27 protein-coding genes are annotated in these 24,504 nt (G+C 71.4%); 10 read left to right on the top strand and 17 right to left on the bottom strand.

Going from position 1 to position 24,504, the window contains the following annotated elements:
* Positions 1-156 precede the first annotated feature (156 nt).
* Positions 157-897 (top strand): class I SAM-dependent methyltransferase, encoded by a 741-nt coding sequence (locus BM242_RS19570; protein ID WP_093840171.1) that lies wholly within the window; start codon positions 157-159, stop codon positions 895-897.
* A gap of 230 nt (positions 898-1,127) precedes the next feature.
* Here BM242_RS19570 and BM242_RS29555 read toward each other — a convergent pair whose 3' ends face one another.
* Positions 1,128-1,274 carry a hypothetical protein gene (locus BM242_RS29555; RefSeq protein ID WP_175541490.1) on the bottom strand — a complete coding sequence of 49 codons (147 nt, stop codon included), beginning with the start codon at positions 1,272-1,274 and terminating at the stop codon, positions 1,128-1,130.
* 73 nt (positions 1,275-1,347) lie between these two features.
* Here BM242_RS29555 and BM242_RS19575 point away from each other — a divergent pair, with 73 nt between their 5' ends.
* The gene (locus BM242_RS19575) at positions 1,348-2,904 is read left to right on the top strand and encodes a recombinase family protein (protein WP_245834285.1); all 1,557 of its coding nucleotides are present in this window, start codon (positions 1,348-1,350) and stop codon (positions 2,902-2,904) included.
* Between the two features lie 168 nt (positions 2,905-3,072).
* Here the strand turns inward: BM242_RS19575 and BM242_RS19580 are convergent, their stop codons facing one another.
* The 4 genes from BM242_RS19580 to BM242_RS19595 form a co-directional block, all read right to left on the bottom strand.
* Positions 3,073-4,602, bottom strand: a complete 1,530-nt coding sequence (locus BM242_RS19580) for a replication initiator (RefSeq protein WP_342746986.1) — start codon at positions 4,600-4,602, stop codon at positions 3,073-3,075.
* Positions 4,603-4,758: 156 nt separating this feature from the next.
* Entirely contained in the window at positions 4,759-4,941 is a 183-nt protein-coding gene (locus tag BM242_RS19585; protein ID WP_107365151.1) for a hypothetical protein, read from the bottom strand.
* Complete coding sequence (locus BM242_RS19590; RefSeq protein WP_093840174.1) at positions 4,938-6,236, bottom strand: FtsK/SpoIIIE domain-containing protein; 1,299 nt, start codon at positions 6,234-6,236, stop codon at positions 4,938-4,940. The genes BM242_RS19585 and BM242_RS19590 overlap by 4 nt, the downstream gene beginning before the upstream one ends.
* Positions 6,236-6,580, bottom strand: a complete 345-nt coding sequence (locus BM242_RS19595) for an SCO3933 family regulatory protein (protein ID WP_093840175.1) — start codon at positions 6,578-6,580, stop codon at positions 6,236-6,238. Before BM242_RS19595 ends, BM242_RS19590 begins: the two co-directional genes overlap by 1 nt.
* Positions 6,581-6,741: 161 nt before the next feature.
* Here BM242_RS19595 and BM242_RS19600 point away from each other — a divergent pair, with 161 nt between their 5' ends.
* A complete protein-coding gene (locus BM242_RS19600) occupies positions 6,742-7,497 on the top strand; it encodes a GntR family transcriptional regulator (protein WP_093840176.1) in 756 nt (251 codons plus the stop codon).
* A gap of 395 nt (positions 7,498-7,892) precedes the next feature.
* Here BM242_RS19600 and BM242_RS19605 read toward each other — a convergent pair whose 3' ends face one another.
* The 5 genes from BM242_RS19605 to BM242_RS19625 all read right to left on the bottom strand — a co-directional run bounded on the left by BM242_RS19605 (position 7,893) and on the right by BM242_RS19625 (position 9,629).
* Positions 7,893-8,186, bottom strand: a complete 294-nt coding sequence (locus BM242_RS19605) for a hypothetical protein (protein ID WP_093840177.1) — start codon at positions 8,184-8,186, stop codon at positions 7,893-7,895.
* 283 nt (positions 8,187-8,469) lie between these two features.
* Positions 8,470-8,730: a DUF7848 domain-containing protein gene (locus BM242_RS19610; protein ID WP_139238377.1), complete on the bottom strand. Its 261-nt coding sequence runs from the start codon at positions 8,728-8,730 to the stop codon at positions 8,470-8,472.
* A gap of 11 nt (positions 8,731-8,741) precedes the next feature.
* Positions 8,742-8,966, bottom strand: coding sequence for a hypothetical protein (locus tag BM242_RS19615; RefSeq protein ID WP_245834286.1), 225 nt, complete (start codon positions 8,964-8,966; stop codon positions 8,742-8,744).
* Entirely contained in the window at positions 8,963-9,283 is a 321-nt protein-coding gene (locus tag BM242_RS30425; protein WP_245834287.1) for a hypothetical protein, read from the bottom strand. The genes BM242_RS19615 and BM242_RS30425 overlap by 4 nt, the downstream gene beginning before the upstream one ends.
* Positions 9,284-9,347: 64 nt before the next feature.
* A complete protein-coding gene (locus BM242_RS19625) occupies positions 9,348-9,629 on the bottom strand; it encodes a hypothetical protein (RefSeq protein ID WP_093840179.1) in 282 nt (93 codons plus the stop codon).
* A 213-nt stretch (positions 9,630-9,842) separates the two neighbouring features.
* On the opposite strand from BM242_RS19625, the gene BM242_RS19630 reads away from it, so the two are divergent.
* The gene (locus tag BM242_RS19630; protein ID WP_093840180.1) at positions 9,843-10,982 is read left to right on the top strand and encodes an NsdA family TPR-like regulatory protein; all 1,140 of its coding nucleotides are present in this window, start codon (positions 9,843-9,845) and stop codon (positions 10,980-10,982) included.
* Here the strand turns inward: BM242_RS19630 and BM242_RS19635 are convergent.
* Complete coding sequence (locus BM242_RS19635) at positions 10,977-11,543, bottom strand: NUDIX hydrolase (protein WP_245834288.1); 567 nt, start codon at positions 11,541-11,543, stop codon at positions 10,977-10,979. The genes BM242_RS19630 and BM242_RS19635 overlap by 6 nt on opposite strands.
* A gap of 132 nt (positions 11,544-11,675) precedes the next feature.
* Positions 11,676-13,469, bottom strand: coding sequence for a phosphomethylpyrimidine synthase ThiC (gene thiC, locus BM242_RS19640; RefSeq protein ID WP_093840182.1), 1,794 nt, complete (start codon positions 13,467-13,469; stop codon positions 11,676-11,678).
* A 209-nt stretch (positions 13,470-13,678) separates the two neighbouring features.
* On the opposite strand from thiC, the gene BM242_RS19645 reads away from it, so the two are divergent.
* On the top strand, positions 13,679-15,013 hold the full coding sequence (locus BM242_RS19645) for a YibE/F family protein (RefSeq protein ID WP_093840183.1): 1,335 nt from the start codon (positions 13,679-13,681) through the stop codon (positions 15,011-15,013).
* A 22-nt stretch (positions 15,014-15,035) separates the two neighbouring features.
* Here the strand turns inward: BM242_RS19645 and BM242_RS19650 are convergent, their stop codons facing one another.
* The 3 genes from BM242_RS19650 to BM242_RS19660 form a co-directional block, all read right to left on the bottom strand.
* On the bottom strand, positions 15,036-15,509 hold the full coding sequence (locus tag BM242_RS19650) for an SsgA family sporulation/cell division regulator (protein ID WP_093840184.1): 474 nt from the start codon (positions 15,507-15,509) through the stop codon (positions 15,036-15,038).
* A gap of 842 nt (positions 15,510-16,351) precedes the next feature.
* Positions 16,352-16,570: a DUF5326 family protein gene (locus tag BM242_RS19655; protein WP_093840185.1), complete on the bottom strand. Its 219-nt coding sequence runs from the start codon at positions 16,568-16,570 to the stop codon at positions 16,352-16,354.
* Positions 16,571-16,728: 158 nt separating this feature from the next.
* Positions 16,729-17,046, bottom strand: a complete 318-nt coding sequence (locus tag BM242_RS19660; RefSeq protein ID WP_093840186.1) for a cupin domain-containing protein — start codon at positions 17,044-17,046, stop codon at positions 16,729-16,731.
* 51 nt (positions 17,047-17,097) lie between these two features.
* Here BM242_RS19660 and BM242_RS19665 point away from each other — a divergent pair, with 51 nt between their 5' ends.
* The 5 genes from BM242_RS19665 (at position 17,098) to BM242_RS19685 (ending at position 21,385) form a co-directional block, all read left to right on the top strand.
* Positions 17,098-17,466, top strand: a complete 369-nt coding sequence (locus BM242_RS19665; protein ID WP_093840187.1) for a phage holin family protein — start codon at positions 17,098-17,100, stop codon at positions 17,464-17,466.
* Positions 17,467-17,569: 103 nt separating this feature from the next.
* Positions 17,570-18,106, top strand: a complete 537-nt coding sequence (locus BM242_RS19670; RefSeq protein WP_093840188.1) for a low molecular weight protein-tyrosine-phosphatase — start codon at positions 17,570-17,572, stop codon at positions 18,104-18,106.
* Positions 18,106-19,191 carry a fructosamine kinase family protein gene (locus tag BM242_RS19675; protein WP_245834289.1) on the top strand — a complete coding sequence of 362 codons (1,086 nt, stop codon included), beginning with the start codon at positions 18,106-18,108 and terminating at the stop codon, positions 19,189-19,191. Before BM242_RS19670 ends, BM242_RS19675 begins: the two co-directional genes overlap by 1 nt.
* 126 nt (positions 19,192-19,317) lie before the next feature.
* A complete protein-coding gene (locus BM242_RS19680; RefSeq protein WP_093840283.1) occupies positions 19,318-20,538 on the top strand; it encodes a cystathionine gamma-lyase in 1,221 nt (406 codons plus the stop codon).
* A gap of 277 nt (positions 20,539-20,815) precedes the next feature.
* Positions 20,816-21,385 carry an NUDIX domain-containing protein gene (locus tag BM242_RS19685; protein WP_093840285.1) on the top strand — a complete coding sequence of 190 codons (570 nt, stop codon included), beginning with the start codon at positions 20,816-20,818 and terminating at the stop codon, positions 21,383-21,385.
* A 35-nt stretch (positions 21,386-21,420) separates the two neighbouring features.
* On the opposite strand, the gene BM242_RS19690 is transcribed toward BM242_RS19685, so the two are convergent.
* Both BM242_RS19690 and dnaB read right to left on the bottom strand, forming a co-directional pair.
* Positions 21,421-22,467, bottom strand: coding sequence for a pyridoxamine 5'-phosphate oxidase family protein (locus BM242_RS19690; RefSeq protein ID WP_093840286.1), 1,047 nt, complete (start codon positions 22,465-22,467; stop codon positions 21,421-21,423).
* Between the two features lie 308 nt (positions 22,468-22,775).
* Complete coding sequence (dnaB, locus tag BM242_RS19700) at positions 22,776-24,242, bottom strand: replicative DNA helicase (RefSeq protein WP_093840287.1); 1,467 nt, start codon at positions 24,240-24,242, stop codon at positions 22,776-22,778.
* Positions 24,243-24,504: the final 262 nt, after the last annotated feature.

Genomic DNA, 24,504 nt, shown 5'->3' on the forward strand with positions numbered 1-24,504 from the left:
GACCGTAGTATCACCCCCTCCTTCGCGTCTGCTCCTTCACGTCCGCCGCCCAAGGAAGTTGACCGGACCGGCGACGGCTCCCCCTCCTCCCGGTCCGCCTCCTGCCGGGCGCGAATATCCTTCGACATCCGCGTCCGTCTGGGAGAAGGTCGGGGAATGCGCCAGGAGGACATCTGGGACACCGAAGCCGCCGAAAGCTATGACACACCGGGCACCGGCATGTTCGCGCCGGAGGTGCTGGAGCCGACGGTGGACCGCCTCGCCGCGCTCGCCGAAGGCGGACCGGCGCTGGAGTTCGCCATCGGTACCGGGCGGGTGGCCGTCCCGCTCGCGGGGCGCGGAGTGCCGGTCACCGGCATCGAACTGTCACCGCCGATGATCGCCCGGCTCCGCACCAAGGCGGACGAGGCGACGGTCCCGGTCGTCCTCGGCGACATGGCCACCGCCCGCGCACCGGGGACGTTCCGCCTCGTCTACCTGGTCTACAACACCCTCTCCAACCTGCTCACCCAGGCCGAGCAGGTCGAGTGCTTCCGCAACGCCGCCCGCCACCTCGCCCCCGGCGGACGGTTCCTGATCGAGCTGGGCGTCCCCGACCTGCGCCGGATTCCTCCGGGGCAGCAGGGCCTGATCTTCCGCACCGAGCCCGGCTATATCGGCCTGGACACCTACGACCCGCTGCGCCAGCACCTGGTCTCCCACCACTTCCGGTTCGGTGACGACCGCCGGGCCCGGCTCTTCCGCAGCCCGCACCGCTACATCTGGCCCGCCGAACTCGACCTCATGGGCCAACTGGCCGGCTTCGCCCTGGAATCCCGGCACGCCGACTGGCAGCAATCAGAATTCACCGCCGAGTCCCGCTCCCACATCTCCGTCTACCGCCTTCCCCCCGGCTGACCATGGGCCCCGAGAGAGCGGCGAACGATGTGCTCAAGGTGCACGGTGAACACCCGGACGACCGGGCCGTCACGCCGGCCACCGTGCGAACCACCGCACGCCGCCGAGGCGGACAGCGGCGCGTGGCGTGATGGACTCCAAGGAGACCGTACCCAGCGGCCGGCGCCGCCGGGAACGCCGCGCGGGCTGCCGCGAGGAAGGGGGTGCGGCAGCCCGCGCGGGGGCCGGGGTCAGTCGGCGAGCGGGAGGTAGAGGCGGTTGCCGGAGTCGGCGAACTCCCTGGACTTGTCGAGCATGCCCTGTTCGATCTCCTCCTCGGTGAGTGAGCCGGAACCCTCGGGAGCGAACTGCTCGCTGATGGAGCGGGAGATCTTCATCGAGCAGAACATGAACTAAGGCGCCATAGCCCTAGACTGGCTCTCACCAGCGCGGATACCAGGAGGGGACCAGATGGCATCGCGTGAGGAGACCGTCAGCAAGCTGCGCGGGACGCCGGAGGGGTTAGCGTCCGTCGAGGACGTACAGGCCATGCTTGCCGCCGACCCCAAGCTGAAGTGCGTCGTCTGCTACGCCCGCATCTCGTTCGACGGCCGGGCCAAGGACGCCCACGGCGTGGAGGACCAGCACCGGGAGATGGCCGACACCGCGCGCCGCTTCGGCTGGCTGGTCGTCTACCGCTACACCGACAACGACAAGAGCGCCAGCAAGGAAGAGGTCATCCGGGAGGACTTCGAGCAGCTTCTGAGGGACCTGGCCGCCGGCCACACCCCCGAGGGCTACCCGATCCACGGCGTGATGGCCGTCAACGACGACCGCCTCTACCGCCGCCCCGGAGACTGGGAACGCTACCTCCGCGCGTTCACCTCCCAGGAGGGCCGCGTCTACCACGACTCCAACGGCCTCCAGGACCTCTACGCGGAGGGGTTCGAGATCAAGGGTCTGCTCGGCGTCGCCATGTCACTCGCCGAGACCCGCAAGAAGCAGCGCCGCGCCCGCAACAGCCACCGCAACCGCGCCCTGCGCGGCAAGTCGGTCTCCGCCTGGCGTCCGTTCGGCTGGGAGGACGACAAGATCACCCTGCGCCCCCGGGAGGCCGAAGCCGTCCGGAAGGCGGTCAGGGACATCATCGCCGGAGCGTCCATTTTCGAGATCATCCGGCAGTGGCAGGACGCCGAGTTCCGCACCAGCCGGGGGAACTACTTCCAGCACCAGACCGCCAAGCAGCTCCTCACCAACCCCCGGCTCTGCGGCTACCGCGCGATCAAGGGCGAGATCGTCCGCGACGGCGACGACGAACCCGTGATCGGCGAGTGGGAGCCGATCATCACCCCGGAGGAGTGGTTCGCGGTGACCGCCACGCTCCGCAGCCGCCACCCAGAGGCCGGAATCCCGCGCGGCAAGCTCGTCCACAAGTACCTGCTGACCGGCATCCTCCGGTGCGGCAACACCCTGCCGGACGGTTCCATCTGCAACAACAAGATGGTCGGCACGAAGGCCAACAGTTGGCTCACCTACGAGCACGTCTACGTCTGCAAGAAGACCCCCAATGGCGGCTGCTGGGGGACCTCCAAGCGCGGCGACAAGACCGACCGCCACGTTCAGGATCTCGTCATAGCCAAGCTGGAGGCCCAGGCCGCAACCCGCGCCGAGGCCATCCCCGACTGGGAGAACGAGGAAGCCCTCACCACGGCGACCCAGAGCCGCAAGGAGCTGGAACGGCACTGGCAGGAGGGCCGGATCAACGACGAGACGTTCTTCCGCAACCTCCCCGCCATCGAGGAGCGGATCAAGAAGCTCCAGGCCGAGCAGGCCGAGCACCTGGCGAAGAAGGCAGCGGCCCAGGCCATCGGCCCCGACATCGCCCGTACCTTCTACTCGAAGACGCTCCGGCAGCGTCGCGAGCTGATCCAAAGCGCCCTGCATGCCGTGATCGCCGTGTCCGGCGGCAAGGGCAACAAGCCGTTCAACGTCGAACTCCTCACTCCGGTGTGGCGCTCTTCCGAATGAGCGAGACGCCGAGGATTTGCCCCATGCGCTGCAACTGGGCATCCGAGAACTGCGGCGACTCCCGCACATGCCGCCGTATCCACCCCCGCACGCGTTCCGCTTCCTCTTCCGCCGCCGAGAGCCGCCCCGTCTCCGGCTCCCCCGCCCGGGGGCGGCTCTCGGCACCGCTCACCAAGGGCCGCCCCTGATCTCCCGTACCTCTTCGCGGTTCCGGTCGAGATCAGCGGCGATCCCCGCAGCCAGCGCGGCACCGCCGGGCGAGTGCCCCGAGCCCACGTACCGCCACGCCGAAACGGTCTCCGCATCCAGCCCCGCCGGCACCGGGCCACCGTCCTCGCCCCGCTGGTGCTCCGCACGCTCCTCCCGCAGCGCGGCATAGGTGGTGGAGTACACCCGCGACTTGGTGAGGATGTGCCCCCGAAACCCAAGGGTGTGCGCCCAGGCGCGCAGGTTCAGCGCGCCCAGTTCCCGCAGGCCGCCCAGACGCCAGCACGTTCCCATGAGCGCCCGGACGTGCGCCGAGACCCGCGCCGTCGCAATGTCCTCCGGCTGCCTGATCCGGCGGTCGAGCCCTGCCCCGGTCTCGTCTGCTCCCTTGGTGACGTATTTGGCGACGTAAGCGGCTACGGCGTCATCGGTCAGGGATTCGTCGTCCCCGAAGGCCCGCAAGGGGCGGATGTCGAGCTGCGTGCCCCAGCACAGTTCCCGCTCGCCCAGGGCCGGGGTGTAGGGGATGGCCAACCGGACGGCCGCCGTGGAGCTGCGGACTGCCGAGGCCAGGGTTGCCGCGTCGGCCCACGGCGGAGGCCGCTTGCCCGGCCCTTCCCCACCATCCACTCGTAGCACGGCGTGCAGGTGGATGGCCGCTCGCTTCTGGTACTCGGCGATCTTGGCGAACGAGATACGTACTGCCCGCCGCACGCCGCCGCGGGTCCGCCCGGTGCGAGCGGCAAGGTGGTTGTAGAGGTTGTCGGTGATCGCCTTCCACAGCCGTCCGGTGTGCGCGTGCCACAGCACGTGTCCGGGGTAGTCGTAGCAGTCCGGGCACAGCGGTTGCCCGACGCGCGGTTCCTGTGGGGCGTGCTGTTCCCGGCATGCCAGTGGCCGACCGTGGCCGCATCGTGCGCCGCCGCGTCGCGGTCGGCAGGGCTGCCCGTCGGTGCTGCGGTGAACCGGGCCGAAGCTGGGAGCGGTGAGGGTGACGAACAGCCGGGGGTGGTCCCGGACAGTGCCGGGAACGTTCCTGCCGCCGGTCAGTCCGGCCCGGACGAGGTGGTAGGTGTCTCCGGCGTGCAGTCGTGAGCAGGTGGGGCAGATGCTCGCGCGGCGGTTCCGGCAACGGATGAGCAGCCGTTCGCCGGGTTCGCCGGTGGTGTCGTAGTGGTGGAGTACTTCGCCGGTGGCCCTGTCGTGGACGGTGGTGGAGCCGGCCAGGTGGATGGGGTGCGTGCAGGCGCCGGTTGCGGTGACTTGTTCCAGCCAGCGGGTGAAGCGCGGGTCGGATGCCAGGCGGATGATGTCGCGTTCGGTGTCGGGGAGGTGGCGCAGGCGCGCCGCCTGGTCGGGTGCGGCGCGCCTGTGTGCCGGGGTGTGGTCCGCGGTGATGGGGGTGGGTCCCTTCCGGGGTGGGCCGCCGAGGCGGCCGGGGCGGTGGTGGGCATGTGGCGCGTGGTCATGGCGATCACCTCTCTTGCTCAGCGCTGTGCAGGACGGTTCAGCGGATGGAGCCGGTGCCCCGGCAGATCCGGCAGCGGCGGCGACGGCCGGTCCGGGTCCGGCGGGAGCCCTCGCCCTTGCAGTCGGTGCAGCGCACCCGGCGCATGGTCACGGCTGGTTGCCTCTTTCTCTGCCCGGTCAGCCGAGGCCGCCGAGGAGCCAGTTGACGGTTCCGATCACGGCCCAGCCGATCGGCGTCATGGCGACGTAGAAGCCGAACAGGCCGATGATCACGGCCTCCCAGGTGCGGACGTCGCGGGAGCGGACCAGCAGGACGGTGATGATGCCCAGGACCACCACCAGCGGCATCGCGGCGTTCACCTCTCCTCACCCCCTTCCGCGTCCAGGCAGAGGAAGGGCAGCCAGGGCTTGCGGGAGGCGTAGCGCAGGGAGGCTTCCTTGGCTTCGGCCGGGGTGGTCGGATACGAGCGCGCCCGCACCCAGCCGGCCCCGTCCGCGGTGGTGACCGCGACGCCCTGTTCCCGAAGGTGGATCGCCTGAGCCACGGCCACCGCATCCTTGTTCAAGTCCCCCAAGGCCATCTCGGCCGTCGCGGGATCGTTGACCCGGTGGCAGATCCGGCCGCCGAGCTGAGCGCGCAGCGCGGTCACCCCGGGGCCGAGATCGGAGCCGACCCGCTGCCCGGCCACCACCAGATGGATACCGAGGGCCGCACCGAGCTGGGCCAGGCGCAGCAGGTAGGTGGAGCACTGTTCGGCTTCCGCCCGCTCCTCCCGGCTTCCGCCGGTCAGATACAGCTCCGCCAGTTCGTCCACCAGGACCACGACCGGCACCGGCCGCAGCTTGTCCGGCAGTTCCCAGATGGAGCGGGCACCGGCCGCGCGGCAGACCTCCATCCGGTCCCGCAGTTCCGTCACCAGCGCGCCGAAGAGTCTTACCGCTTCGGTCCGGGAGGTGGCCAGGGCCGAGAGCCGTTCGGTGAACAGGCCCAGCTCCATGCCGCCCTTGCAGTCCACCGCCACCAGGGCGAGCGGCTGGGGAGCCAGCCGCGCCACCAGACGGGCCAGCAGAGTGGACTTGCCCGACCGGGTGGCACCGACGATCAGCCAGTGCGGCACGGCCCGGAAATCGATCACCCACGCCCGGCCGGTCTCCAGCGCACCGACCTCCGCCCGCAGCAGCTCCTCTTCCACACCACCGGACGGACGCAGCTCCCCCAGCGGGTCACGTGCCGTCGCAGTGATCACCACTGATCCGCGCTCGGGGGAGACGATGCGCACCGCGTGCGCCCGCCAGGCATGGGCCAGCGCATCGGCCGCCGTGAGGAACGGCGCCGGAGTCTGCCCCGGATGCAGCCGCACCCGCAGCTCAAGCCCGTCCCGGCGCGGTGCGGGGAAGCCAATGCGCGGCGCGGTGGCGCGCAGCGGCTCGCCCTTGACCGCCACATCACCCAACACCCGCCGCGAGGGCCGGTAGGACACCGACAGGTCGTTGAGCTGCGCGACCTTGCGCCAGGTGAACACCGCCCGCGCGGCCATCAGCGGGTAGCCGGTCAGGTACCAGTGCCAGTCAGGGCGCCGCTGCCGCAGTTCCCGGCCGACCACCAGCAGCCAGGCCAACGCCCCTAACGCGAAGGCGAACAGCACGGCTTCCATCACCGCTCACCGCCCTTGGTGCCCCCGGTCACAGGGAGCGGGGTGATCGCGGCGGCCCGGAAGCTGACCCCGTGCCGCTCACCCATGGACCAGGCGAACGCCTCCAGCCCGGTGATCGCCAGCGCCGTGCCTTCCTCGATGCCCTTGGGCTCACCGGTGACGGCCACCTCGATGACCGAGGCCCGCCGGCCGTCCTGCCGTACCAGCACGCCCACGGTCCACACCGGGTTGCCCTCCCGGTCCTTCTTCACCTCCCCCGTCTCGTAATTGCTGATCTTGACTTCCGGCGCCACGGCGCACCGCAGTACGCCCAGACGCGAGGTGTCCACAGGGATGGACTGCATGTCGGTGGTCCTCCAACCACTCACGGACGCCCTGCCCATCAGGACGTCACTCGTCATGACGAGTGACGAGTATGCACCCCTTGGAACCGAAGACGCAACAACTTATGCTGACGAGTGACAACAGCCGTGCCTACGGCCCACACCACCCCGGGAGCCCGCCCATGGCAGAGATCCAGCGCCCCTCAGCGCTCTACAAGCAGGTCGCCGCCGCCCTGCGCGACGCCATCACCAGCGGCGAGTTCCCCCCGGGTACCCCCCTGCCCTCCGAGACCCAGCTCATCGAGCGCTACCAGGTCTCCCGCCCCACCGTCCGCAACGCCATCGCCGCCCTCCGCGCCGAAGGACTCATCGAAGTCATCCACGGCAAAGGCAGCTACGTCCGCTCCACCCCCACCACCACAGCCACCCTCACCCGCACCATCACCCACAACACGGACGGCACCTACACCACCGAGCTGAGCACCTGGACTCTCGCCGAGACCCCGCACATCCACCGCACCCACACCGACACCCACACCGCCCCGTTCCTCGAACTCGACGAAGGGGAAGCCCTCTTCGGCGTGGACCGCCTCTACACCACCCCGGCAGGCGCCCGCATCGCCCACCGCACCCTGATCCCGTTCGCCACCGCCGAAGGCACCGAACTGGCCGACCACCCCGACACCGACCCCGACCGCATCTACACCCTGCTCGCCCAGGCCGGACACACCCTCGCCTGGACCGAAACCACCAGCGCCCGCATGCCCCGCCCCGACGAACGCACCACCCTGCACCTCCCCGACGCCACCCCGCTGCTCCACACCACCCGCGTCACCCACGGCAACACCGGCCCGCTGATCCTCGAAGACCTCCACACCAGCGGCGAGACCACCCGCGCCACCTACCGCATCACCGCCGACACCGCCGCTCACGACTGACCGGCCGAGCTGTCGAAACTCTTCTTCACTTCCTCAAGGGCGCGCCTGGCGGCGCGCCGCCGGCCCGGCGCCCGGGCCGGGCATGCGGCCTGACGGCCGGTCCCGCCCCGGCGCCGCCGGCCACACCGGACCAGCCCGCCCCCGGGTCAAAGACATCGGTGGTCACTGCCGCTCGGCTCCACGGCTTTACGCACCTGCCCGGACCGGGACCCGCGTCGGGCAAGCCCAGGGGGCCAATCGGCCGGATACACCGGGCAGGGCTCCGCCCCGCCCGATCTCGCGGAAGCAGCGTACGGCCCCCTGGACATGCCCGACCCCACCCCGGGCAGGACACCGCCCAAACCCGCTCCACCGACCTCCCGCCGATACGCAGCGGCCCACAACGGCACGACGCGTCAGACGCCCTGACCTGCCCCGTGCTCCCGGCCGGAGGAGACCAGCAGGGCGATACGACGGGCGGCAGCCGACGAGCACACCAGCCGGACCCGCCCCGAGCCGTCGGCCGCGGTGTCCGCCTGGACGCGCCAGGCGTCGGCATCGACACCCGCAGCCCTGAGCGCGTCGGCCAAGGCCACCACGGCGGCCCTGGCATCACGCCAGCCGGCCACGTAGTCAACCCCGGGCGTCCACAGCGCGGCATCAGGGTCGAACTGCTCCTGAGCCGGTCCGTCCGCGTTCGGGTCCTGCATCGCCTGACTCCCCTTACTCCCAAGTGACTTGAAGTCGATCCGGGGAGATGCGGTCTTGATCACCACGACCGCGACCCCGATACCATCGGCACCGGGGTCCTGAGCGATCCCTCCGGACCACCCCGGTTGCTGGCAGGCGCGGGGGTGGTCCGGTCTTGCGTATGCGGTTGTTGCGCGGGCCGGCTCCCGGGAGGAGCCACCTTGCGGGAGCCGGCCCGCTGTTACGGCGGAGGGCCGTCCGCCGTCCCCCGGTGCGGATGGACCGGGGGAGTCATCGAGACGGCTACGTCTCCGGCTGGTTCAGCTCCCGGTACGGGTTGCCCGGGGCCGGATCGACGCGCCAGAACAGTTCGGTGGTGAGCTTGAACTCCCGGTGCTGCGGGTTGAGACCGGTGTGCTTGAGTGCCCAGACCTCAACGGGCAGGCTCTCGTTGTCGACAGCCGCGGACTGCCGCCCGCAGTTCAGGCACTCGGCGCTGTAGATCGCGCGGGGAACGCCCTCGCCGGTGTCGTGGCTCAGAGTCCACTCAGCGGACTTGATCACCGTCCGGACGGTCACAGCGCCTCCCGGGAGCGCCGGTTGGCCTCTGCCACGCGAGGGCGCAGGGACTCGCTGGCGCTGATCGGTTCGACCTCTTCCGGCCGCGCCTCCCACTCCCGGCCGCCCTCCGGCCGCCGGAGCCACAGCAGGTTGCCCCGGGACTCCATGACACAGGCGATCCTGTCCCGGGTCATGTCACGGACCATGGTTCCGGGCTTGTAGGTGATGCCGCTGCTCACCGGGCCACCTCCACACCGTGAATCAAGCGAGGTCCGGAGTCGATGCCATGAGCAGCCAGCCACAGTGAACGGCGACGTTCGCGCTGGAGGCGACGTTCCCGCCGCTCCTCCGCACTGAGCACATAGGGGCGGACGAGGGGCATCTCGTCGGCGAGTGTCGCCAGCAGGCGGGGCGCGGGCCGGACGGCGCGCGGAAGCGGCATGGTCGGTGCGTCCTCACCCGTGGGTGAGGGGCAGGCGCGCGCCCGGCGGCGGCCGGTCGGAGGGAACAGCAGATGCAGCAGCGGTGTGATGAGCCGGCCGATAGACTTCGGCATGTTGACGCTCCTGTTCAGCGTTGGCCGTGCCCCGAACCGTTCGCCCGGTTGCGGGGTTTTTCTTTCACTGCGAACTTTCGTGACGGAAGTCCGCGAAGGCGGTTTCCCCCATCGCGTCGCGAGCGGCTTTGAGCAGGTCGGCGAGCCGCTGAGCGGCAGCCGGGTTGGTGCGGCCCACGTTCACGAAGCCGTGGCCGAAGACGTTCACGTCGGCTTGGAGGAACGGGAAACTCCGGTGGAGCCCTGCCGCGGTGAGCTGGTCGCGCAGCGCGAAGGCCGCCGCGCGGGCTTCGTACCAGGCATCGCCGGAGGGGCCGGACGTGTGCGCTCCCGCGTCACCGGGCATTGCCGCACGCCTCCCTTCCAGCCCTGTACGGGCTGGGCATGGCGCACCGGTCGTTCACTCCTGCCACATGCATCACGCACCTTGGTTGCTGTTCGGCAGCCGCCGTGACTGCGTTCTGTTGAACAGCGTTGACCCAGGCACACCAGTGGCGGAAGATGACACAACGCGACGAGGGGGTGACGCGTCACCCCGTCACCCCGTGGGGGAGATGCGATGAGCACGACGCGTGGCCGGGTGTTGCGGCAGGCGCGTACCGAGCGGCAATGGACCAAGTCGCAGCTTGTTGCGCGCATCCGGGCCGCCGCCCAGCGGCACGGCTACGCCCTGCCCAAGGACGAGAGCATCAGCCGGCGAATCGCCAGTTGGGAGAACGGCCATGCCGTCCCCGACGACTTCTATCTGCCGCTGCTGTGCGAGGTGTACGGCCGCACGGCCGAGGATCTCGGCTACGGCGCCGCCGAGCCCGAGCCCGAGGCCGACGAGGAGGCGGCCGAACTGCTGTTGCGGCTGGAGACCGCGCGCAGCGTGGACGCCGAGCTGATCCGCGGCATGAGGACACAGACGGATCTCATCCGCCTGAAGGACCGGAAGCTGGGCGCGGCTGTCCTGGCCGAGGAGATGACGGCACATCTGCGCCAGACAGAGGAGCTGTTGCGCTTCGGCATCTTCCACGCCGAACGGGCCGGACTCGCTCACGTCCTCGCGGATGCGTCGGCCCTGGCCGGTTGGCAGGCCATCGACACCGGGTCGCTGCGCGACGCGTGGGAGCACTTCGAGCGAGCGAAGGCCGCCGCCCGCGAAGCAGACGACCCCATGCTGCTCGCGTTCGCCACGGCCGAGCAGGCGTACGTCTTGCTGGACCTTCAGCGTGCCGGGCAGGCCCTTGACCTGATCCAACACGCCCACCACTCCCAGCGGCAGCGGCTACCGGCCCTGCTCCGGGCATGGCTGTACGCCGCCGAGGCCGAGGCACACGCCGGACTGGGCAATCAGTCCACGGCACTGCGCACGATGGATGCCGCAGCCGGCACCCTCCCGACCGACAGCAGCAACCCCGACTTGCCTTACCTCGCCCTCAACCTGGTCCATCTGGCCCGGTGGCGCGGCAGCGTGCTCGCGGCCCTGGGCGACACGCAGGCGATCGAGGACCTGACGCAGGCCCTCGCGGGCATGGGCAACGGCACGTTCACGCGTGCCGAGGCCGGGTTGCGCGTCGATCTGGCCGGAGCACTCATCGCACGCGGCGACGCCGCCGAGGCACGCACGCACATCGAGCAGGCCCGCAGGCTGGTCGACATCGCGGGTTCGGCCCGGCAGCGCCGCCGCGTGGAGAACCTGACTCAGCGGCTATGACCCGGCGCCCCGCTGCCCGCGCTCGGCCAGGACGTAGAGGAGCGCCACCAGCGTGCCGGAGTTCCAGATCTCCCCATCCGCGATCTTCTGCATGATCGTGGACAGCGGCACCCACTCCATGCGCTGCATCTCGGTCTTCTCGGTAGGCTCGGCGATCTTTACCGCGCCCTCCCCGACGAAGACGTCATGCCAGGAATCGACCATGCCGACCATGGGCTGAAAGCGCGCGACGTGCCGGAAGGTGGCGGGGCGGTAACCGACCTCTTCCAGCAGTTCCCGCAAGGCGGTGTCCTCCGGGTCCTCACCCTCGTCCACCAGGCCGCCGGGCAGCTCCCAGCCCCAGCGGTCCGACACGAACCGGTGCCGCCACATCAACAACACCCGGTCCTGGGTGTCGATGAGGGCAGTCATGGCCGCCGCCTTGAGCTTGGCCACATGGTGTTCGAACCGGTCCCCGTCCGGCAGCTCCACATCGGTCAGGAAGACCTTGATCCACTCGTTGTCGTAGATGATCCGCTCACCGTGGACAAGCCACGCGGTCGATTCGTCGTCAGTAGCCACGCAGCAGAACGTACCCGCCGCGCAAGTCCGGCGGACAGCACTTCTCGTGAAAATGACGATAAAGCCACGGCGGGCCGCCACCAGCTCGGTAGCGGCCCGCCGACGAGCGACCATCCGGCGCTTCTGCGCGGGTCAGTCGGCCAGGGGCAGATAGAGCCGGTTGCCCGACTCCGCGAACTCTCTGGACTTCTCCAGCATCCCCTGTTCCACCTGCTCATCCGTGAGCGCTTCGGAGCCCTCGGGACCGAAGCGCTCTATAACGGTTTTACTAATCTTCATCGAGCAGAACTTGGGGCCGCACATGGAGCAGAAGTGGGCGGTCTTGGCGGGTTCGGCGGGGAGGGTCTCGTCGTGGTAGGCGCGGGCGGTGTCGGGGTCGAGGGCCAGGTTGAACTGGTCCTCCCAGCGGAACTCGAAGCGGGCGTCGGAGAGCGCGTCGTCCCACTCCTGGGCGCCGGGGTGGCCCTTGGCCAGGTCGGCGGCGTGGGCGGCGATCTTGTAGGCGATCACGCCGGCCTTGACGTCGTCCCGGTCCGGCAGGCCGAGGTGCTCCTTGGGGGTGACGTAGCACAGCATGGCCGTGCCCCACCAGGCGATCATCGCGGCGCCGATGGCCGAGGTGATGTGGTCGTAGGCGGGGGCGATGTCGGTGGTCAGCGGGCCGAGGGTGTAGAACGGGGCCTCGTCGCAGAGCTCCTGCTGGAGTTCGACATTCTCCTTGATCTTGTGCATGGGCACATGCCCCGGGCCCTCGATCATGGTCTGCACATCGTGCGACTTGGCGATGCGGTTGAGCTCGCCCAGGGTGCGCAGTTCGGCGAGCTGGGCGTCGTCGTTGGCGTCGGCGATGGAGCCGGGGCGCAGCCCGTCGCCGAGGGAGTAGGTGATGTCGTAGGCCCGCAGGATCTCGCAGAGTTCCTCGAAGTGGGTGTAGAGGAAGTTCTCCCGGTGGTGGGCCAGGCACCAGGCGGCCATGATGGAGCCGCCGCGGGAGACGATGCCGGTCTTGCGGCGGGCGGTCAGCGGCACGTAGCGCAGCAGGACTCCGGCGTGCACGGTCATGTAGTCCACGCCCTGCTCGGCCTGTTCGATGATGGTGTCGCGGTAGATCTCCCAGGTGAGTTCCTCGGCCCGGCCGTCGACCTTCTCCAGGGCCTGGTAGATGGGGACGGTGCCGATCGGGACGGGGGAGTTGCGCAGGATCCACTCCCGGGTGGTGTGGATGTTGCGGCCGGTGGAGAGGTCCATCACGGTGTCGGCGCCCCAGCGGGTGGCCCAGGTCATCTTCTCGACCTCCTCCTCGATGGAGGAGGTGACCGCGGAGTTGCCGATATTGGCGTTGACCTTCACCAGGAACCGCTTGCCGATGATCATCGGCTCGGTCTCGGGGTGGTTGATGTTGGCGGGCAGCACGGCGCGGCCGGCGGCGATCTCGTCCCGGACCACCTCGGGGGAGACGTTCTCGCGCAGGGCGACGTACTCCATCTCGGGGGTGATCTCACCCCGCCGGGCATAGCCGAGCTGGGTGACGGCACGGCCGTCCCTGGCCCGGCGCGGCAGCCGCGGTCTGCCGGGGAAGACCGCGTCCAGATTCCGCAGTTCGCCGCCGCGCGGGGTGGTGTGGCGGATTCCGTCGTCCTCCGGGCGCGGCGCCCGGCCGGGATACTCCTCGGTGTCGTTCCGTTCGGTGATCCAGTTCTGCCGCAGCGGCTCCAGCCCGCGGCGGACATCGGTCGGCACGGCCGGATCGGTGTACGGACCGGAGGTGTCGTACAGCGTCAGATCCGTGCCATTGGTGAGGTGCACCCGGCGCACGGGGACCCGCAGGTCGGGCCGGGAGCCGGACAGGTAGCCCTTGTGCCAGGCCCCCACGGCTTCCGCTGACCGCGCCGATTCCGCGCGTGCTTGTGCATCCTGATTGGTCATGAGACCCACTCCCTACGCCGGCATTACCCGGTAACAGGTTCGGCGGTCGGCGCAGCCCAGCGCCCTCTCAGCCCCGTGCTCGGAGCTCCCGCGATCACATACGTGCAGTTTCACGGTAACGGCACACCGCCTCCGGTCAACAGTGGGGCGGGGCGACTGTGGGGCCGGACCTCCCTTGAGAGAGGCGGGTCTCCTGGGATGATCGCACGGTGAGCTTTCCGGAGTCCCCCCGCAACCGGCCGCCGGACGACGCCTTCGATCCCCGGGCGCATCCGCACGGCCACACCCATCAGCACGGACCGCCCTCGCCCGTCTCGGGCCATCTGCGCCGCCTGATCACGCTGGCCCTGCTGCCGTTCGCGGTGCTGGTCGGCATCGGCCTGATCGTGCTCTGGCCGGCCGGCGGCGCCCCCGAGTCGGGCGAGGGGCAGCGCACCGGTGTCGGCTTCGACCGCCAGATCGAGGACGCCCGGGTGACGGCCGTCCGGGAGGAGCCGTGCGCGGACCTCGGGGTGGCCGTGCAGGAGGGGGTGACCGGGCCCTGCGAGCTGGCCACGGTGGAGGTCACCTCGGGCCCGCACGCCGGCCGCACCTTCGACGAGGTGGTGCCGCCGGACGCCACCCAGCGGTTCTCCACCGGGCAGGAGGTGCTGGTGGCCTACGCCCCGGACGCCCCGGAGGAGTTGCAGTACAGCATCATCGATGTGCAGCGCTCGGTGCCGGTGACGACGCTGGCCGCGCTGTTCGCGGTGGCGGTGGTGCTGGTGGGGCGGATGCGCGGGCTGATGGCGCTGGTCGGCCTGGCGATCAGCTTCGCCGTGCTGACGCTGTTCATCCTGCCCGCGATCCTGCACGGCTCCCATCCGCTGGCGGTGGCGGTGATCGGCGGCAGCGTCATCATGCTGGCCACGCTCTATCTGGTGCACGGCTTCAACGCGCGTACCTCGGTGGCGGTGATCGGCACCCTGCTGTCGCTGCTGCTGATCGGGGCCCTGGGCTGGCTGTTCATCGACTGGGCGCATCTGACCGGAAACACCAGCGACCAGACCGGCCTGGTGCACAGCCTCTACCCGGACATCGAGATCCGGGGCCTGCTGCTGGCCTCGGTGCTGATCGGTTCGCTGGGCGTGCTGGACGATGTGACGGTCACCCAGACCTCCGCCGTCTGGGAGCTGCGGCTGGCCGAGCCGGGCGCGAGCTGGGTCAAGCTGTACCGGGCCGGGATGCGGATCGGCCGGGACCACATCGCCTCGGTGGTCAACACCCTGGTGCTGGCCTACGCCGGGGCCGCGCTGCCGCTGCTGCTGCTGTTCACGATCGCGCAGCAGCAGGTGACCACGGTGGCGTTCAGCGAGCTGGTGGCCGAGGAGATCGTACGGACGCTGGTGGGGTCCATCGGGCTGGTGGCCTCGGTGCCGATGACCACCCTGCTTGCGGCGCTGGTGGTGAGCGCCGACCGGCCGCCGGGCACGGCCGGGGGCCGGGAGCCCGGGGGGCGGCCCGCTGCGCCGCGCCGCGGCCACCGCCGGCGCGCCGCCCGTTAGCCGGGCGACGCGGCCGGGGTGGTCATCCGGGGGACTCGCAGGACAGAATCCGCTCCAGCGCGGCGTTGATGTCCTGGTAGCTCGTCTCCCGGCCGAGCGGCACCAGCCGCGAGGACCGGTCGAGGAAGGCCAGCAGCGGCCAGGTCCCCATGGACATCACCGCCTGCTCCGCGCCGACCCGCAGTTCGATCCGGACCCGGTCCGGAGGACAGGCGCCGTCGGGAGCCGGCTGAGGGCCGGGCGCGGCGCCGATGCCGGGCTCGGCCCGGCAGGGACTGACCCGGACATCGCCGTCGCCCGTGGGCATGCTGACCCCGTCGACCAGCAGCTCCCGGGCGAAGACCCAGCTCACCGGCGGATCGCCGGCCAGCGTGAAGGTGAGCCGCACCGCGTACGGATCGGCGCTGGTGTAGTGCAGCTCCACCGGAGTCCGGAACGCGAGCTCCTCCGAGATCTCCAGATCCATCGTGACGTGTGCCGTGACGGATGTGCTCATGGTGCTGACCCCCGTTCCCGACTGTTGTGAGGGATTGGCTGTTTCGTCGCCTTTGTCATTATTACGACCGTATAACGGTTATATGAAGCAGACAAGGCGGTGTTTTTCAGACGCTCTTGAAGCTGTCGGTGCCACACATGGTGGCCGGTGCGGAGTCCGATGCGGTTCCCCGCGCATGTTCGGCTGTCTCGTTGACCGGTGTGCGGCGCCACAACCACCCCGGGCGACGCGGAAGTTCACTCCCTTCCCGCATCGGGCGCAGGGCCGGCCGGCGCACCGGGTGACGGAAGCATGCCGACGCCTGCGCATATCCGCTCACCCGGGGCTCCGCCCGCTCGACGGCCGGCGGACAGCGATGGCCGGCCAGGGTGAGCGGAACCTGGGCTTCGCCTTCCCGGAAGCAACGGGGATAAACGACGGCGTCCAACGGACGGGAGAGCCACGGCAGTCGCGGCGGTCGCGAGGGCCGCTCCCCGGCGGACCGCCGGGCGGTGGCCGCGGCACCGGATGCGGCACCGGATGCGGCACCGGATGCGGAGCTGCCGTCCGTACGCCACATGGCGCGCTGGTGGACCGGCGTGCACCGCTCGGGGCGGGAGCGAGCGAGGCGAAGGCCGCGCTGAGAGCCGCGGTGAAGGGGGAGGTGAAGTGGGAAGTGAAGGGGGAGGGGGAGCGGGCGCCCCGTCCCGCGGGCCCGCCGCCCGGCGGTCGCGCCGCGGTCCTGCCGCTGAGTCACGTGGCCAGGCTAACGGGAACCCACTCGTCCCCTCCCGGCTCCGGGGGCAACACGCCCCCTCGAACAGGTTTCCGCGGCGGGGCCGTCGCGCCCGCCGCGGTATGCGTCACCAGTCTCCGCGCGACTTCCCCGAGGAGGACGAGGAGAACTTCCGCACCAGGAAGATCAGCACCGCCACCAGCGCGGTGAACACCAGGATCTTGAACGCCAGCCACACCAGGAACGACAGCAGGTTCAGCAGCAGGCCGCCGAAGACGACCACCGCGATCACCGGTATCGCCACCCAGCGCACCCACCACGGCAGCGTCATGAACAGTTCCTTCATGCCCCGCTCCTGTCCGTCCCGGCGCCCGCCGCCGGGCGGCCGGAGTCGTCTGCAAGCCTTCTTCTGGCTTCGATGCTAGGCGCGGGCCGCGCCCACCGGGAGGGCCGACGGCCCCGGTCCCTCCCTGAACCTCCCCCTACGGGACACCGGGGACCGGCTCAGCTCTCCGGAGGAGAGAACACCACCAGCACCCGGAGATCCTCGCTGATGTGGTGGAACTTGTGCGGCACCCCGGCCGGCACATAGGCCACGCTGCCGCGGGCCACGGTGGCGGTCTCGTCCCCGACGGTCAGCAGTGCCCGGCCGCTCATCACCACATAGACCTCGTCCTGGCGGTGCGGCTGCTGCGAGTCGGTCTCCCCGGCGCCCAGCGCGTAGAGGCCGACCGACATGTTCCGCTCGCGCAGAAACTGGAGATACGCGCCCTCGTTGGCGCGCCGTTCGGCCTCCAACTCGTCCAGCCGGAACGCCTTCATGCCTGCCTGCCCCTTGCCCGAGGTCCGGTGTCGTCTGGAACGATCACGTACATGAGCCTACTCATCAAGTTCCTGGCCAATGCGCTGGCGCTGGCCGCCGCATGGGCGCTGGTGCCCGATATCACCCTGGGTGACGAGGACTCCACCACGGCTTCCAAGGTCCTCACGCTCGCGATCGTCGCGCTGATCTTCGGCCTGGTGAACCTGGTCGTCAAGCCGATCGTGAAGTTCCTGGCCTTCCCCCTGCTGCTGCTCACGCTCGGGCTGTTCACCCTGGTGATCAACGCGCTGATGCTGTGGCTGACGGGCTGGCTGGCCGGGGACGCCTTCCAGGTGGACGGCTTCTGGGCCGCCTTCCTGGGCGCGCTGATCGTCTCCATCGTCTCCTGGGCGGTCAATGCGGTGCTGGACAAGGACTGACCGCGGCGGGCGGCGGCTCCCCCGGCGGGGTGATCCGGCATGCGGCTGTTGACTGGCCGCCGGCCAGGCCACGGCCGGGCCACGGAGCCGTAAGCTGACGCACATGTCCGTGTCCCGGTACCGCGTCTGCTTCGTCTGCACCGGCAATATCTGCCGCTCCCCCATGGCGGAGTCGGTCTTCCGGCGTGCCCTGGCGGACCGCGGCCTGGACGGCCGGGTGGTGGTGGCCAGCGCGGGCACCGGCGGCTGGCACACCGGCGAACCGGCGGATCCGCGGGCCACCGCGGCGCTGCTCGCCGCCGGATACGACGCCGGGCACACCGCCCGCCAGTTCCGGGTGGACTGGTTCGGCCGCTACGACCTGGTCGTCGCGCTGGACCGCGGCCACCAGCGGCAGTTGCTGCGGATGGCGCCCACCGACCAGGACATCCTCAAGATCCGGCTGCTGCGCTCCTTCGACCCGGCGGCCGGCCCGGACGGGCCCGACGGGCCCGACGTCGATGTCCCGGATCCGTACTACGGCCCGGACAGCGGCTTCGAGGAATGCCTGGAGCTGATCGAGGCCGCCATGCCCGGCCTGCTGGAAGCGGTCGCCGAGCAGCTCGGCGAACCGCTCGCCGAGAAGGACCCCACCCCCTGATGGCGGGGATGCCGGGGGAGCGCCCGCTCAGCGCCGAGGCGGCCGACCCCAGCGGCCCGCCGGTGCCAGGCACCGGCCGGTCCGGGCCCGCCGAGCAGGTCGCCGCGGCCACCGGCTCCGCGGTGCGGGCGGTCCGGCCGCTCTCCGGCGGCGACATCTGCGATGCGTACCGCATGGAACTGGCCGACGGCCGGACGGTGTTCGCCAAGACCCTGGCCGGAGCGCCCGCGGACTTCTTCCGTGCCGAGGCCGCCGGGCTGCGCGCCCTGGCCGCCACCGGGGCGGTCGCGGTCCCCCGGGTGCTGGCGGTACGGGCCGGGGTGCTGGTGCTGGAGTTCGTACGGGCCGGCGCGCCGGACGCCGCCCAGGCCGAGCGGCTGGGCCGGGAGCTGGCCGCGCTGCACTGCTCGGCGGCACCGCAGTGGGGCAATCTGCCCGGCCCGTGCTGGCCGGGCCAAGCCGCCGCCGCCGGAGCCGGGGCGGGAGCGGCCAGGGCGGCGCGGACGGCCGCAGCCGCGGCCGCCCCGGCAGCGCCGGAGACCCCGGGCACGCCGGGGGCGCCGGGCCCCGCCGGTCCCTGCTACCTGGGGCCGCTGCCGCTGAGCGCTCCCTATCCGCCGGATGCCGATCCGGCCGGCTGGCCGGTCTTCCACGCCGAGCACCGGCTGCTGCCCGCCCTCCGCCTGGCGGTGGACCGGGGGGCGATGGCCCGCGGCGACGCCCGTGTGGTGGAGGAGCTGTGCGCGCGGATCGAGGAGGTGGCGGGCCCGCCGCAGCCGCCCGCGCTGATCCACGGCGATCTGTGGCACGGCAATGTGATGTGGTCCGCGGACGGCCGGGGACGGCTGATCGACCCGGCCGCGCAGGGCGGGCACCCGGAGACGGATCTGGCGCTGCTGGAGCTGTTCGGCTGCCCGTATCTGGAGCGCATCCTGGCCGCCTATGCCGAGATCCGTCCGCTGCCGGGGCGGGAACGGCGCCGTCCGCTGCACCAGTTGCACCATCTGCTGGTGCATGCCGCCCTCTTCGGCGCCGGCTACGGGGCCCAGTGCGGCGCCGCGGCGCGCGCCGCGCTCACCGGCTGAGCGGCTCCCGCGGGGCCGGCCGGCCGCGGGTGTGATTCGCTGTCCGACGCCGTGCGTCCGGCCGCCCCGGCCGCTCCCGGGGCCGACGGCGCCCGGCCCCGCGACCCCGGCGAGAAAGGCGGCCCCATGACCAGCGACCCCATCGGCGCCCCGCAGGACGGCGTCGGCGACGACAGCGGCGGCGACAGCGGCAACCGCAGCGGCAGCGGCAGCGGCAGCGGCGTCGGGGACGGAACGCGGGCGGTGCGGGCGGGGGTCCCGGAGGCCCGGCTCCATGCGGCACCGCTGCCCGGCCCGGTCTTCGCCTCCCACTTCCATCTGCCCGGCGATCCGGCGGGTGCCGAGTACAGCTACGGCCGGGACGCCAACCCCACCTGGCGGGCCCTGGAGCAGGCCATCGCCGAGCTGGAGTCACCGGACGTCCCCGCCTCCGCCCTGGTCTTCGCCTCCGGCATGGGCGCCATCGCGGCCGTGCTGACCGGCCTGCTGCGGCCGGGCGACACCGCGGTGCTGCCGGGTGACGGCTACTACCTGCTGGGCAGCGTGCGGGAACACCTGGAGACCGCCGGGATCACCGTCCGCACCGCGCCCACCGGCACCGACGAGGTGTACGGCCTGCTGCCCGGCGCCCGGCTGCTGTGGCTGGAGACCCCCTCCAACCCGGGGCTGGAGGTGTGCGACATCCGCGCCCTGGCCGAGGCCGCCCACCGGCACGGCGCCCTGGTGGCCGTGGACAACACCCTGGCCACCCCGCTCGGGCAGCGCCCGCTGGAGCTGGGCGCCGACCTCTCCGTGGCCAGCGCCACCAAGGCCCTCAACGGCCATGCCGATCTGCTGCTGGGCTATGCCGCGGCGCGCGATCCGCGGCTGCTGGAACCGGTGGCGAAATGGCGCAAAACGTTCGGCGCCATCGCCGGGCCGATGGAGGCGTGGCTGGCCCACCGCGGACTGGCCACCCTTCATCTGCGGCTCGCCCGGCAGCAGCGGAACGCGCTGGCCGTGGCGCATGCGCTGCGGGAGCGGCCCGAGGTGAGCGGGGTGCGCTACCCGGGGCTGCCGGACGACCCGGCGCATCCGGTGGCCGCCCGTCAGATGCGCTTCTACGGCTGCGTGCTGGGCTTCACGCTGCCGGCCGGGCGGCCGGCCGCCGAGCGCTTCCTGGGGGCGCTGCGCCTGGTCGACGAGGCAACGAGCTTTGGCGGGGTGCGCTCCACCGCCGAGCGGCGCGCCCGCTGGGGCGGGGACGACGTCCCGGAGGGCTACATCCGCATGTCGGTGGGGGTGGAGGACACCGATGACCTGGTCGGTGATGTGCGGCGGGCGCTGGACGAGGCGGCCGGGGCCTGAGGCACCCGGTTCCGGGCCGGTCCTGGGACGGGTCGCTCAAGCCTCCCCCTCTCGGCTTGAGCGACCCGGGACCGAGCAGCTTAGATGACCGGCGGTCAGCGCACCATCACTATTCGCGCCGTTGATGGCAGGTTTGTGCACGCTCCGCCAGGATCCGGACACACCATCGCCGCCCCGCCCATACCTCGCGCGGCCGACGCCGAGGAGCTGTGCGGAAAACGCGGAGGACGGGTCACGGAAAGGTTTCGGCGGCCGGTCCGCGGGCCAGATGGTTCACATGACTGACGCGGAACCTGTGGTGGCGGGGGCAGGGCGGGCCGGGGACGCGGCAGGCACCTCGGCCCCGGCCGATGTGGTCAAGCGCACCGCCCGCGCCATCCTGCTCGACGGCATCGGACCGCCCGGCGCGACGCCGGAGCTGGTGGTGATCAAACGCACCAAGCCCGGCATGGCGCCGTACTGGATCACCCCCGGCGGGGGCGTGGAGCCGACGGACACCTCGGTGCTCTCCGCTCTGCACCGGGAGGTGCACGAGGAGCTGGGTGCCAAGATCGACGACGCCGTGCCGGCCTTTGTGGACACCGTCCGCCATGCGCCCGAGCCGGGCGAGAACACCCCGCCCGGTCTGAAGGTGCAGCACTTCTTCGTCTGCCGGCTGGCCTCCATGGACCCGGCCCTGCGGCACGGACCGGAGGTGGAGGAGCCGCGCGGCAGCTATGAGATCGTGCGGCTGCCCTTCACGCCCGAGGGGCTCACCTCGGTGAACCTGGTGCCCGGCACGCTGCGCGACTATCTGGCGCGCAACGTTCCCGGCGTCGTCGGTCTGCTCGCCCCTGATCTGCGCTGACCGCGGCGGTCCCGCGGCGGTCCATCGGCAGCGGGTCAGGCCGGGGCGGCCTCGCCCGGGTCGGCGGCGCCCCCGGCGGCCGGCCGCCGGGAGTCGCCCGAGCCGCCGAACCAGCCGGAGGGCGGCGCCCCGCTGCCCCGGCGCTCGGCCTCGGCGAGCAGCCGCATGGCCTCCTGCCGCCAGGCCTCGGCGCTGGGCCCGGGCACCGCGGGCAGCGCGGCCGGCACGGGCTGCGGTTGCGGTTGCGGTTGCGGTTGCGGTTGCTGATGCTGCGGGGCCCGGCGGGTCTCTTTCGGCGCGCCCCCGTGGGCGTGCTGGAGATGCGGCGGACGACGCGCCGGCGGTGGCGCCGGCATCGGGGTCTCCGGGGCCCCGGCCGGCGTCCCCTCGCCGCCGGACCGGCGGGCGGCGGCCTGCCGCGCCGCGCCGAAGAAATCGCCGCCCTTGCGCTTGTAGTCGTCCGTCCCCCAGTCGCGCGGGGTACGGCGGGGCGACTTCGCCAGATGCGGGATGTGCTTGGCGCAGTGGATGTACGCCTCCTCCACCTCGATCCGCACCCAGACCCGGGCCTGCCGGCCGGGCACCGGGTCGTCGGGGAGATCGGTGTAGCGGGAGCGCGCCTCGGCCTCGGTCATCAGATAGGCGCGGCCGTTGACATGCAGGCCGATCCGGGCCTGCTCGAAATCGATCAGCAGCACCCCGGCGTGCGGATTCTCGGAGATGTTCCCCAGACTGGCGTGCACCCCGTTGCCCCGGTACTCCGGGTAGATCAGCGTGTGCTCGTCCAGCACCCGCAGAAAGCCGGGCGGCCCGGCCCGGAAGCTGCTGTCGCACTCGCCGAACCGGTCGGCGGTGGCCAGGAAGAACATCTCCTGGCGGCCGACGAACTCACGCATGCGTTCATTGAGATGGTCGAGCATCTGCTCGTCGTAGAAGCGGTCCGCGTCCTCCACCGTGCCCAGCCGCTCCTGGAGCAGATGCTCGCCGTCGCTGCCGGGCAGCCGGTCCTCCGAGCCCCGCTCCCGCCGCTCGGGCGGGGCCGGGAACGCGGGCTGCCGGCCCACCTGATCGATCTCCGCCATACCGTCCCCCCGGACGCCGCCGGATGCGGTGCCGTTCGTGCTCATCCTGGTGCTGCCGTTCTCGCTGCCGTGTCCGCCGCGGCGCGGCCCGAAGCCGCCGTCGCCGTACTCGCTGCCGTACCCGCTGTGCCGCGCCGCACACCGGCCGCGGCGCCCGCCGGCTCACCCGGCACGTACCCCGGAGTGCGCCGCGGACGGGCACGCTCCGGAACCCGGCAACTGACCCTACTCATCGACCGCCGCCGCACAAGACCCCCTCCATCGCGCCGGCCGCTCCGGCCGCGGCCGGGACACGGGGAGCAGCGGGGCTAGAAGCCGCCCTCCATGTTGACGAAGCGGGAGTAATGGCCCTGGAAGGCGACGGTGATGGTCGCCGTGGGGCCGTTGCGGTGCTTGGCGACGATCAGATCCGCCTCCCCCGCGCGCGGCGACTCCTTCTCATAGGCGTCCTCCCGGTGCAGCAGAATGACCATGTCGGCGTCCTGCTCGATCGAGCCGGACTCCCTCAGGTCGGAGACCATCGGCTTCTTGTCCGTGCGCTGCTCGGGGCCCCGGTTGAGCTGGGAGAGGGCGATCACCGGGACCTCCAGCTCCTTGGCCAGCAGCTTGAGATTCCGGGACATCTCGGAGACCTCCTGCTGACGGGACTCCGGCCGCCGGGAGCCGCCGGTGGACATGAGCTGGAGATAGTCCACCACCACCAGCTTGAGGTGGTGGCGCTGGGCCAGCCGCCGGCACTTGGCCCGGATCTCCATCATGGACAGATTGGGCGAGTCGTCGATGAACAGCGGGGCCTCGTTGATCTCCGCCATCTGACGGGCCACCCGGTTCCAGTCCTCGTCCGTCATGGAGCCCGAGCGCATGTGGTGCAGGGCGACCCGGGCCTCGGCGGACAGCAGCCGCATGGCGATCTCGTTCCGCCCCATCTCCAGGGAGAAGATCACACTGGGCAGCCCGTACTTGATCGAGGCGGCCCGCACGAAGTCCAGTGCCAGCGTGCTCTTGCCCATGGCGGGCCGGGCGGCGATGACCACCATCTGGCCGGGATGCAGGCCGTTGGTGAGGGCGTCGAGATCGGTGAAGCCCGTCGGAACGCCCGTCATCTCGCCGCTGCGGGTGGAGATGGCCTCGATCTCGTCGAGCGCGCCCTCCATGATCTCGCTCAGCGCCAGGTAGTCCTCGGCGGTGCGCTGCTCGGTGACCTGGAACAGTTCGGCCTGGGCGGCGTTGACAATGTCGTCCACGTCCCCGTCGGCGGCGTATCCCATCTGGGTGATGCGGGTGCCGGCCTGGACCAGACGGCGCAGCACGGCCCGGTCATGGACGATCTCGGCGTAGTACTCGGCATTGGCGGCGGTGGGCACGGTCTGCACCAGGGTGTGCAGATAACCGGGGCCGCCCGCCCTGGCGAGCTGGCCGCGCTTGGTCAGCTCGGCGGCCACGGTGATCGGGTCGGCCGGCTCGCCCTTGGCGTAGAGATCGAGCACCGCGGAGTAGATCAGCTCATGCGCCGGCCGGTAGAAGTCCTGCGGTTTGAGCACCTCGACGACATCCGCGATGGCGTCCTTGGAGAGCAGCATGCCGCCGAGCACGGACTGCTCGGCCACCGGGTCCTGCGGGGGAAGCCGTTCGAAGGTGCGGTCCAGGGGCGCGCCCTCGCCTTCGTCCCCCGGGGGGAGGGCGCCATTGCCGGAAGGCTGCTGCTCGGGGCTGCGGCGGGGCCGGGACACACCGCCGTCGCCCCATGGCTGCCCGCCGTGCTCAAGCTCGGCCACCGGCCCGGCCTCCTCCCCGCCGCTCGTCGCGCGCCGCTCGCCGCGCACTGAAGACCTTTGTAGGTCATGGGTCTGACAGTCCGGGACGGGACCCGGGCGAGGACTCACGGTATGGCCTGCGGCCGGGGCCGCCAACCCGGTTATCCACAGGCCGCACCCCACCCCTGTGGACAACGCTCCCCCGCCTGTGGATGACGGCCGGATATCTGTGGACGCAGCGGGGGACAGCGCTGTGGATTTCTCCGCAGCACCCCAGAGAAAC

It is taken from the genome of Streptomyces aidingensis (assembly GCF_900112355.1).
GTDB lineage: Bacteria > Actinomycetota > Actinomycetes > Streptomycetales > Streptomycetaceae > Streptomyces > Streptomyces aidingensis.

What these genes read in the sequence shown, in the direction of transcription:
- BM242_RS19570 (WP_093840171.1), top strand. Translation starts at nt 157, where the DNA reads ATGCGCCAGGAGGACATCTGGGACACCGAAGCCGCCGAAAGCTATGAC.
- BM242_RS29555 (WP_175541490.1), bottom strand. Translation starts at nt 1,274, where the DNA reads ATGAAGATCTCCCGCTCCATCAGCGAGCAGTTCGCTCCCGAGGGTTCC.
- BM242_RS19575 (WP_245834285.1), top strand. Translation starts at nt 1,348, where the DNA reads ATGGCATCGCGTGAGGAGACCGTCAGCAAGCTGCGCGGGACGCCGGAG.
- BM242_RS19590 (WP_093840174.1), bottom strand. Translation starts at nt 6,236, where the DNA reads ATGGAAGCCGTGCTGTTCGCCTTCGCGTTAGGGGCGTTGGCCTGGCTG.
- BM242_RS19595 (WP_093840175.1), bottom strand. Translation starts at nt 6,580, where the DNA reads ATGCAGTCCATCCCTGTGGACACCTCGCGTCTGGGCGTACTGCGGTGC.
- BM242_RS19600 (WP_093840176.1), top strand. Translation starts at nt 6,742, where the DNA reads ATGGCAGAGATCCAGCGCCCCTCAGCGCTCTACAAGCAGGTCGCCGCC.
- BM242_RS19605 (WP_093840177.1), bottom strand. Translation starts at nt 8,186, where the DNA reads ATGCAGGACCCGAACGCGGACGGACCGGCTCAGGAGCAGTTCGACCCT.
- BM242_RS30425 (WP_245834287.1), bottom strand. Translation starts at nt 9,283, where the DNA reads ATGCCGAAGTCTATCGGCCGGCTCATCACACCGCTGCTGCATCTGCTG.
- BM242_RS19625 (WP_093840179.1), bottom strand. Translation starts at nt 9,629, where the DNA reads ATGCCCGGTGACGCGGGAGCGCACACGTCCGGCCCCTCCGGCGATGCC.
- BM242_RS19630 (WP_093840180.1), top strand. Translation starts at nt 9,843, where the DNA reads ATGAGCACGACGCGTGGCCGGGTGTTGCGGCAGGCGCGTACCGAGCGG.
- thiC (WP_093840182.1), bottom strand. Translation starts at nt 13,469, where the DNA reads ATGACCAATCAGGATGCACAAGCACGCGCGGAATCGGCGCGGTCAGCG.
- BM242_RS19650 (WP_093840184.1), bottom strand. Translation starts at nt 15,509, where the DNA reads ATGAGCACATCCGTCACGGCACACGTCACGATGGATCTGGAGATCTCG.
- BM242_RS19655 (WP_093840185.1), bottom strand. Translation starts at nt 16,570, where the DNA reads ATGAAGGAACTGTTCATGACGCTGCCGTGGTGGGTGCGCTGGGTGGCG.
- BM242_RS19660 (WP_093840186.1), bottom strand. Translation starts at nt 17,046, where the DNA reads ATGAAGGCGTTCCGGCTGGACGAGTTGGAGGCCGAACGGCGCGCCAAC.
- BM242_RS19665 (WP_093840187.1), top strand. Translation starts at nt 17,098, where the DNA reads ATGAGCCTACTCATCAAGTTCCTGGCCAATGCGCTGGCGCTGGCCGCC.
- BM242_RS19670 (WP_093840188.1), top strand. Translation starts at nt 17,570, where the DNA reads ATGTCCGTGTCCCGGTACCGCGTCTGCTTCGTCTGCACCGGCAATATC.
- BM242_RS19675 (WP_245834289.1), top strand. Translation starts at nt 18,106, where the DNA reads ATGGCGGGGATGCCGGGGGAGCGCCCGCTCAGCGCCGAGGCGGCCGAC.
- BM242_RS19680 (WP_093840283.1), top strand. Translation starts at nt 19,318, where the DNA reads ATGACCAGCGACCCCATCGGCGCCCCGCAGGACGGCGTCGGCGACGAC.
- BM242_RS19685 (WP_093840285.1), top strand. Translation starts at nt 20,816, where the DNA reads ATGACTGACGCGGAACCTGTGGTGGCGGGGGCAGGGCGGGCCGGGGAC.
- BM242_RS19690 (WP_093840286.1), bottom strand. Translation starts at nt 22,467, where the DNA reads ATGGCGGAGATCGATCAGGTGGGCCGGCAGCCCGCGTTCCCGGCCCCG.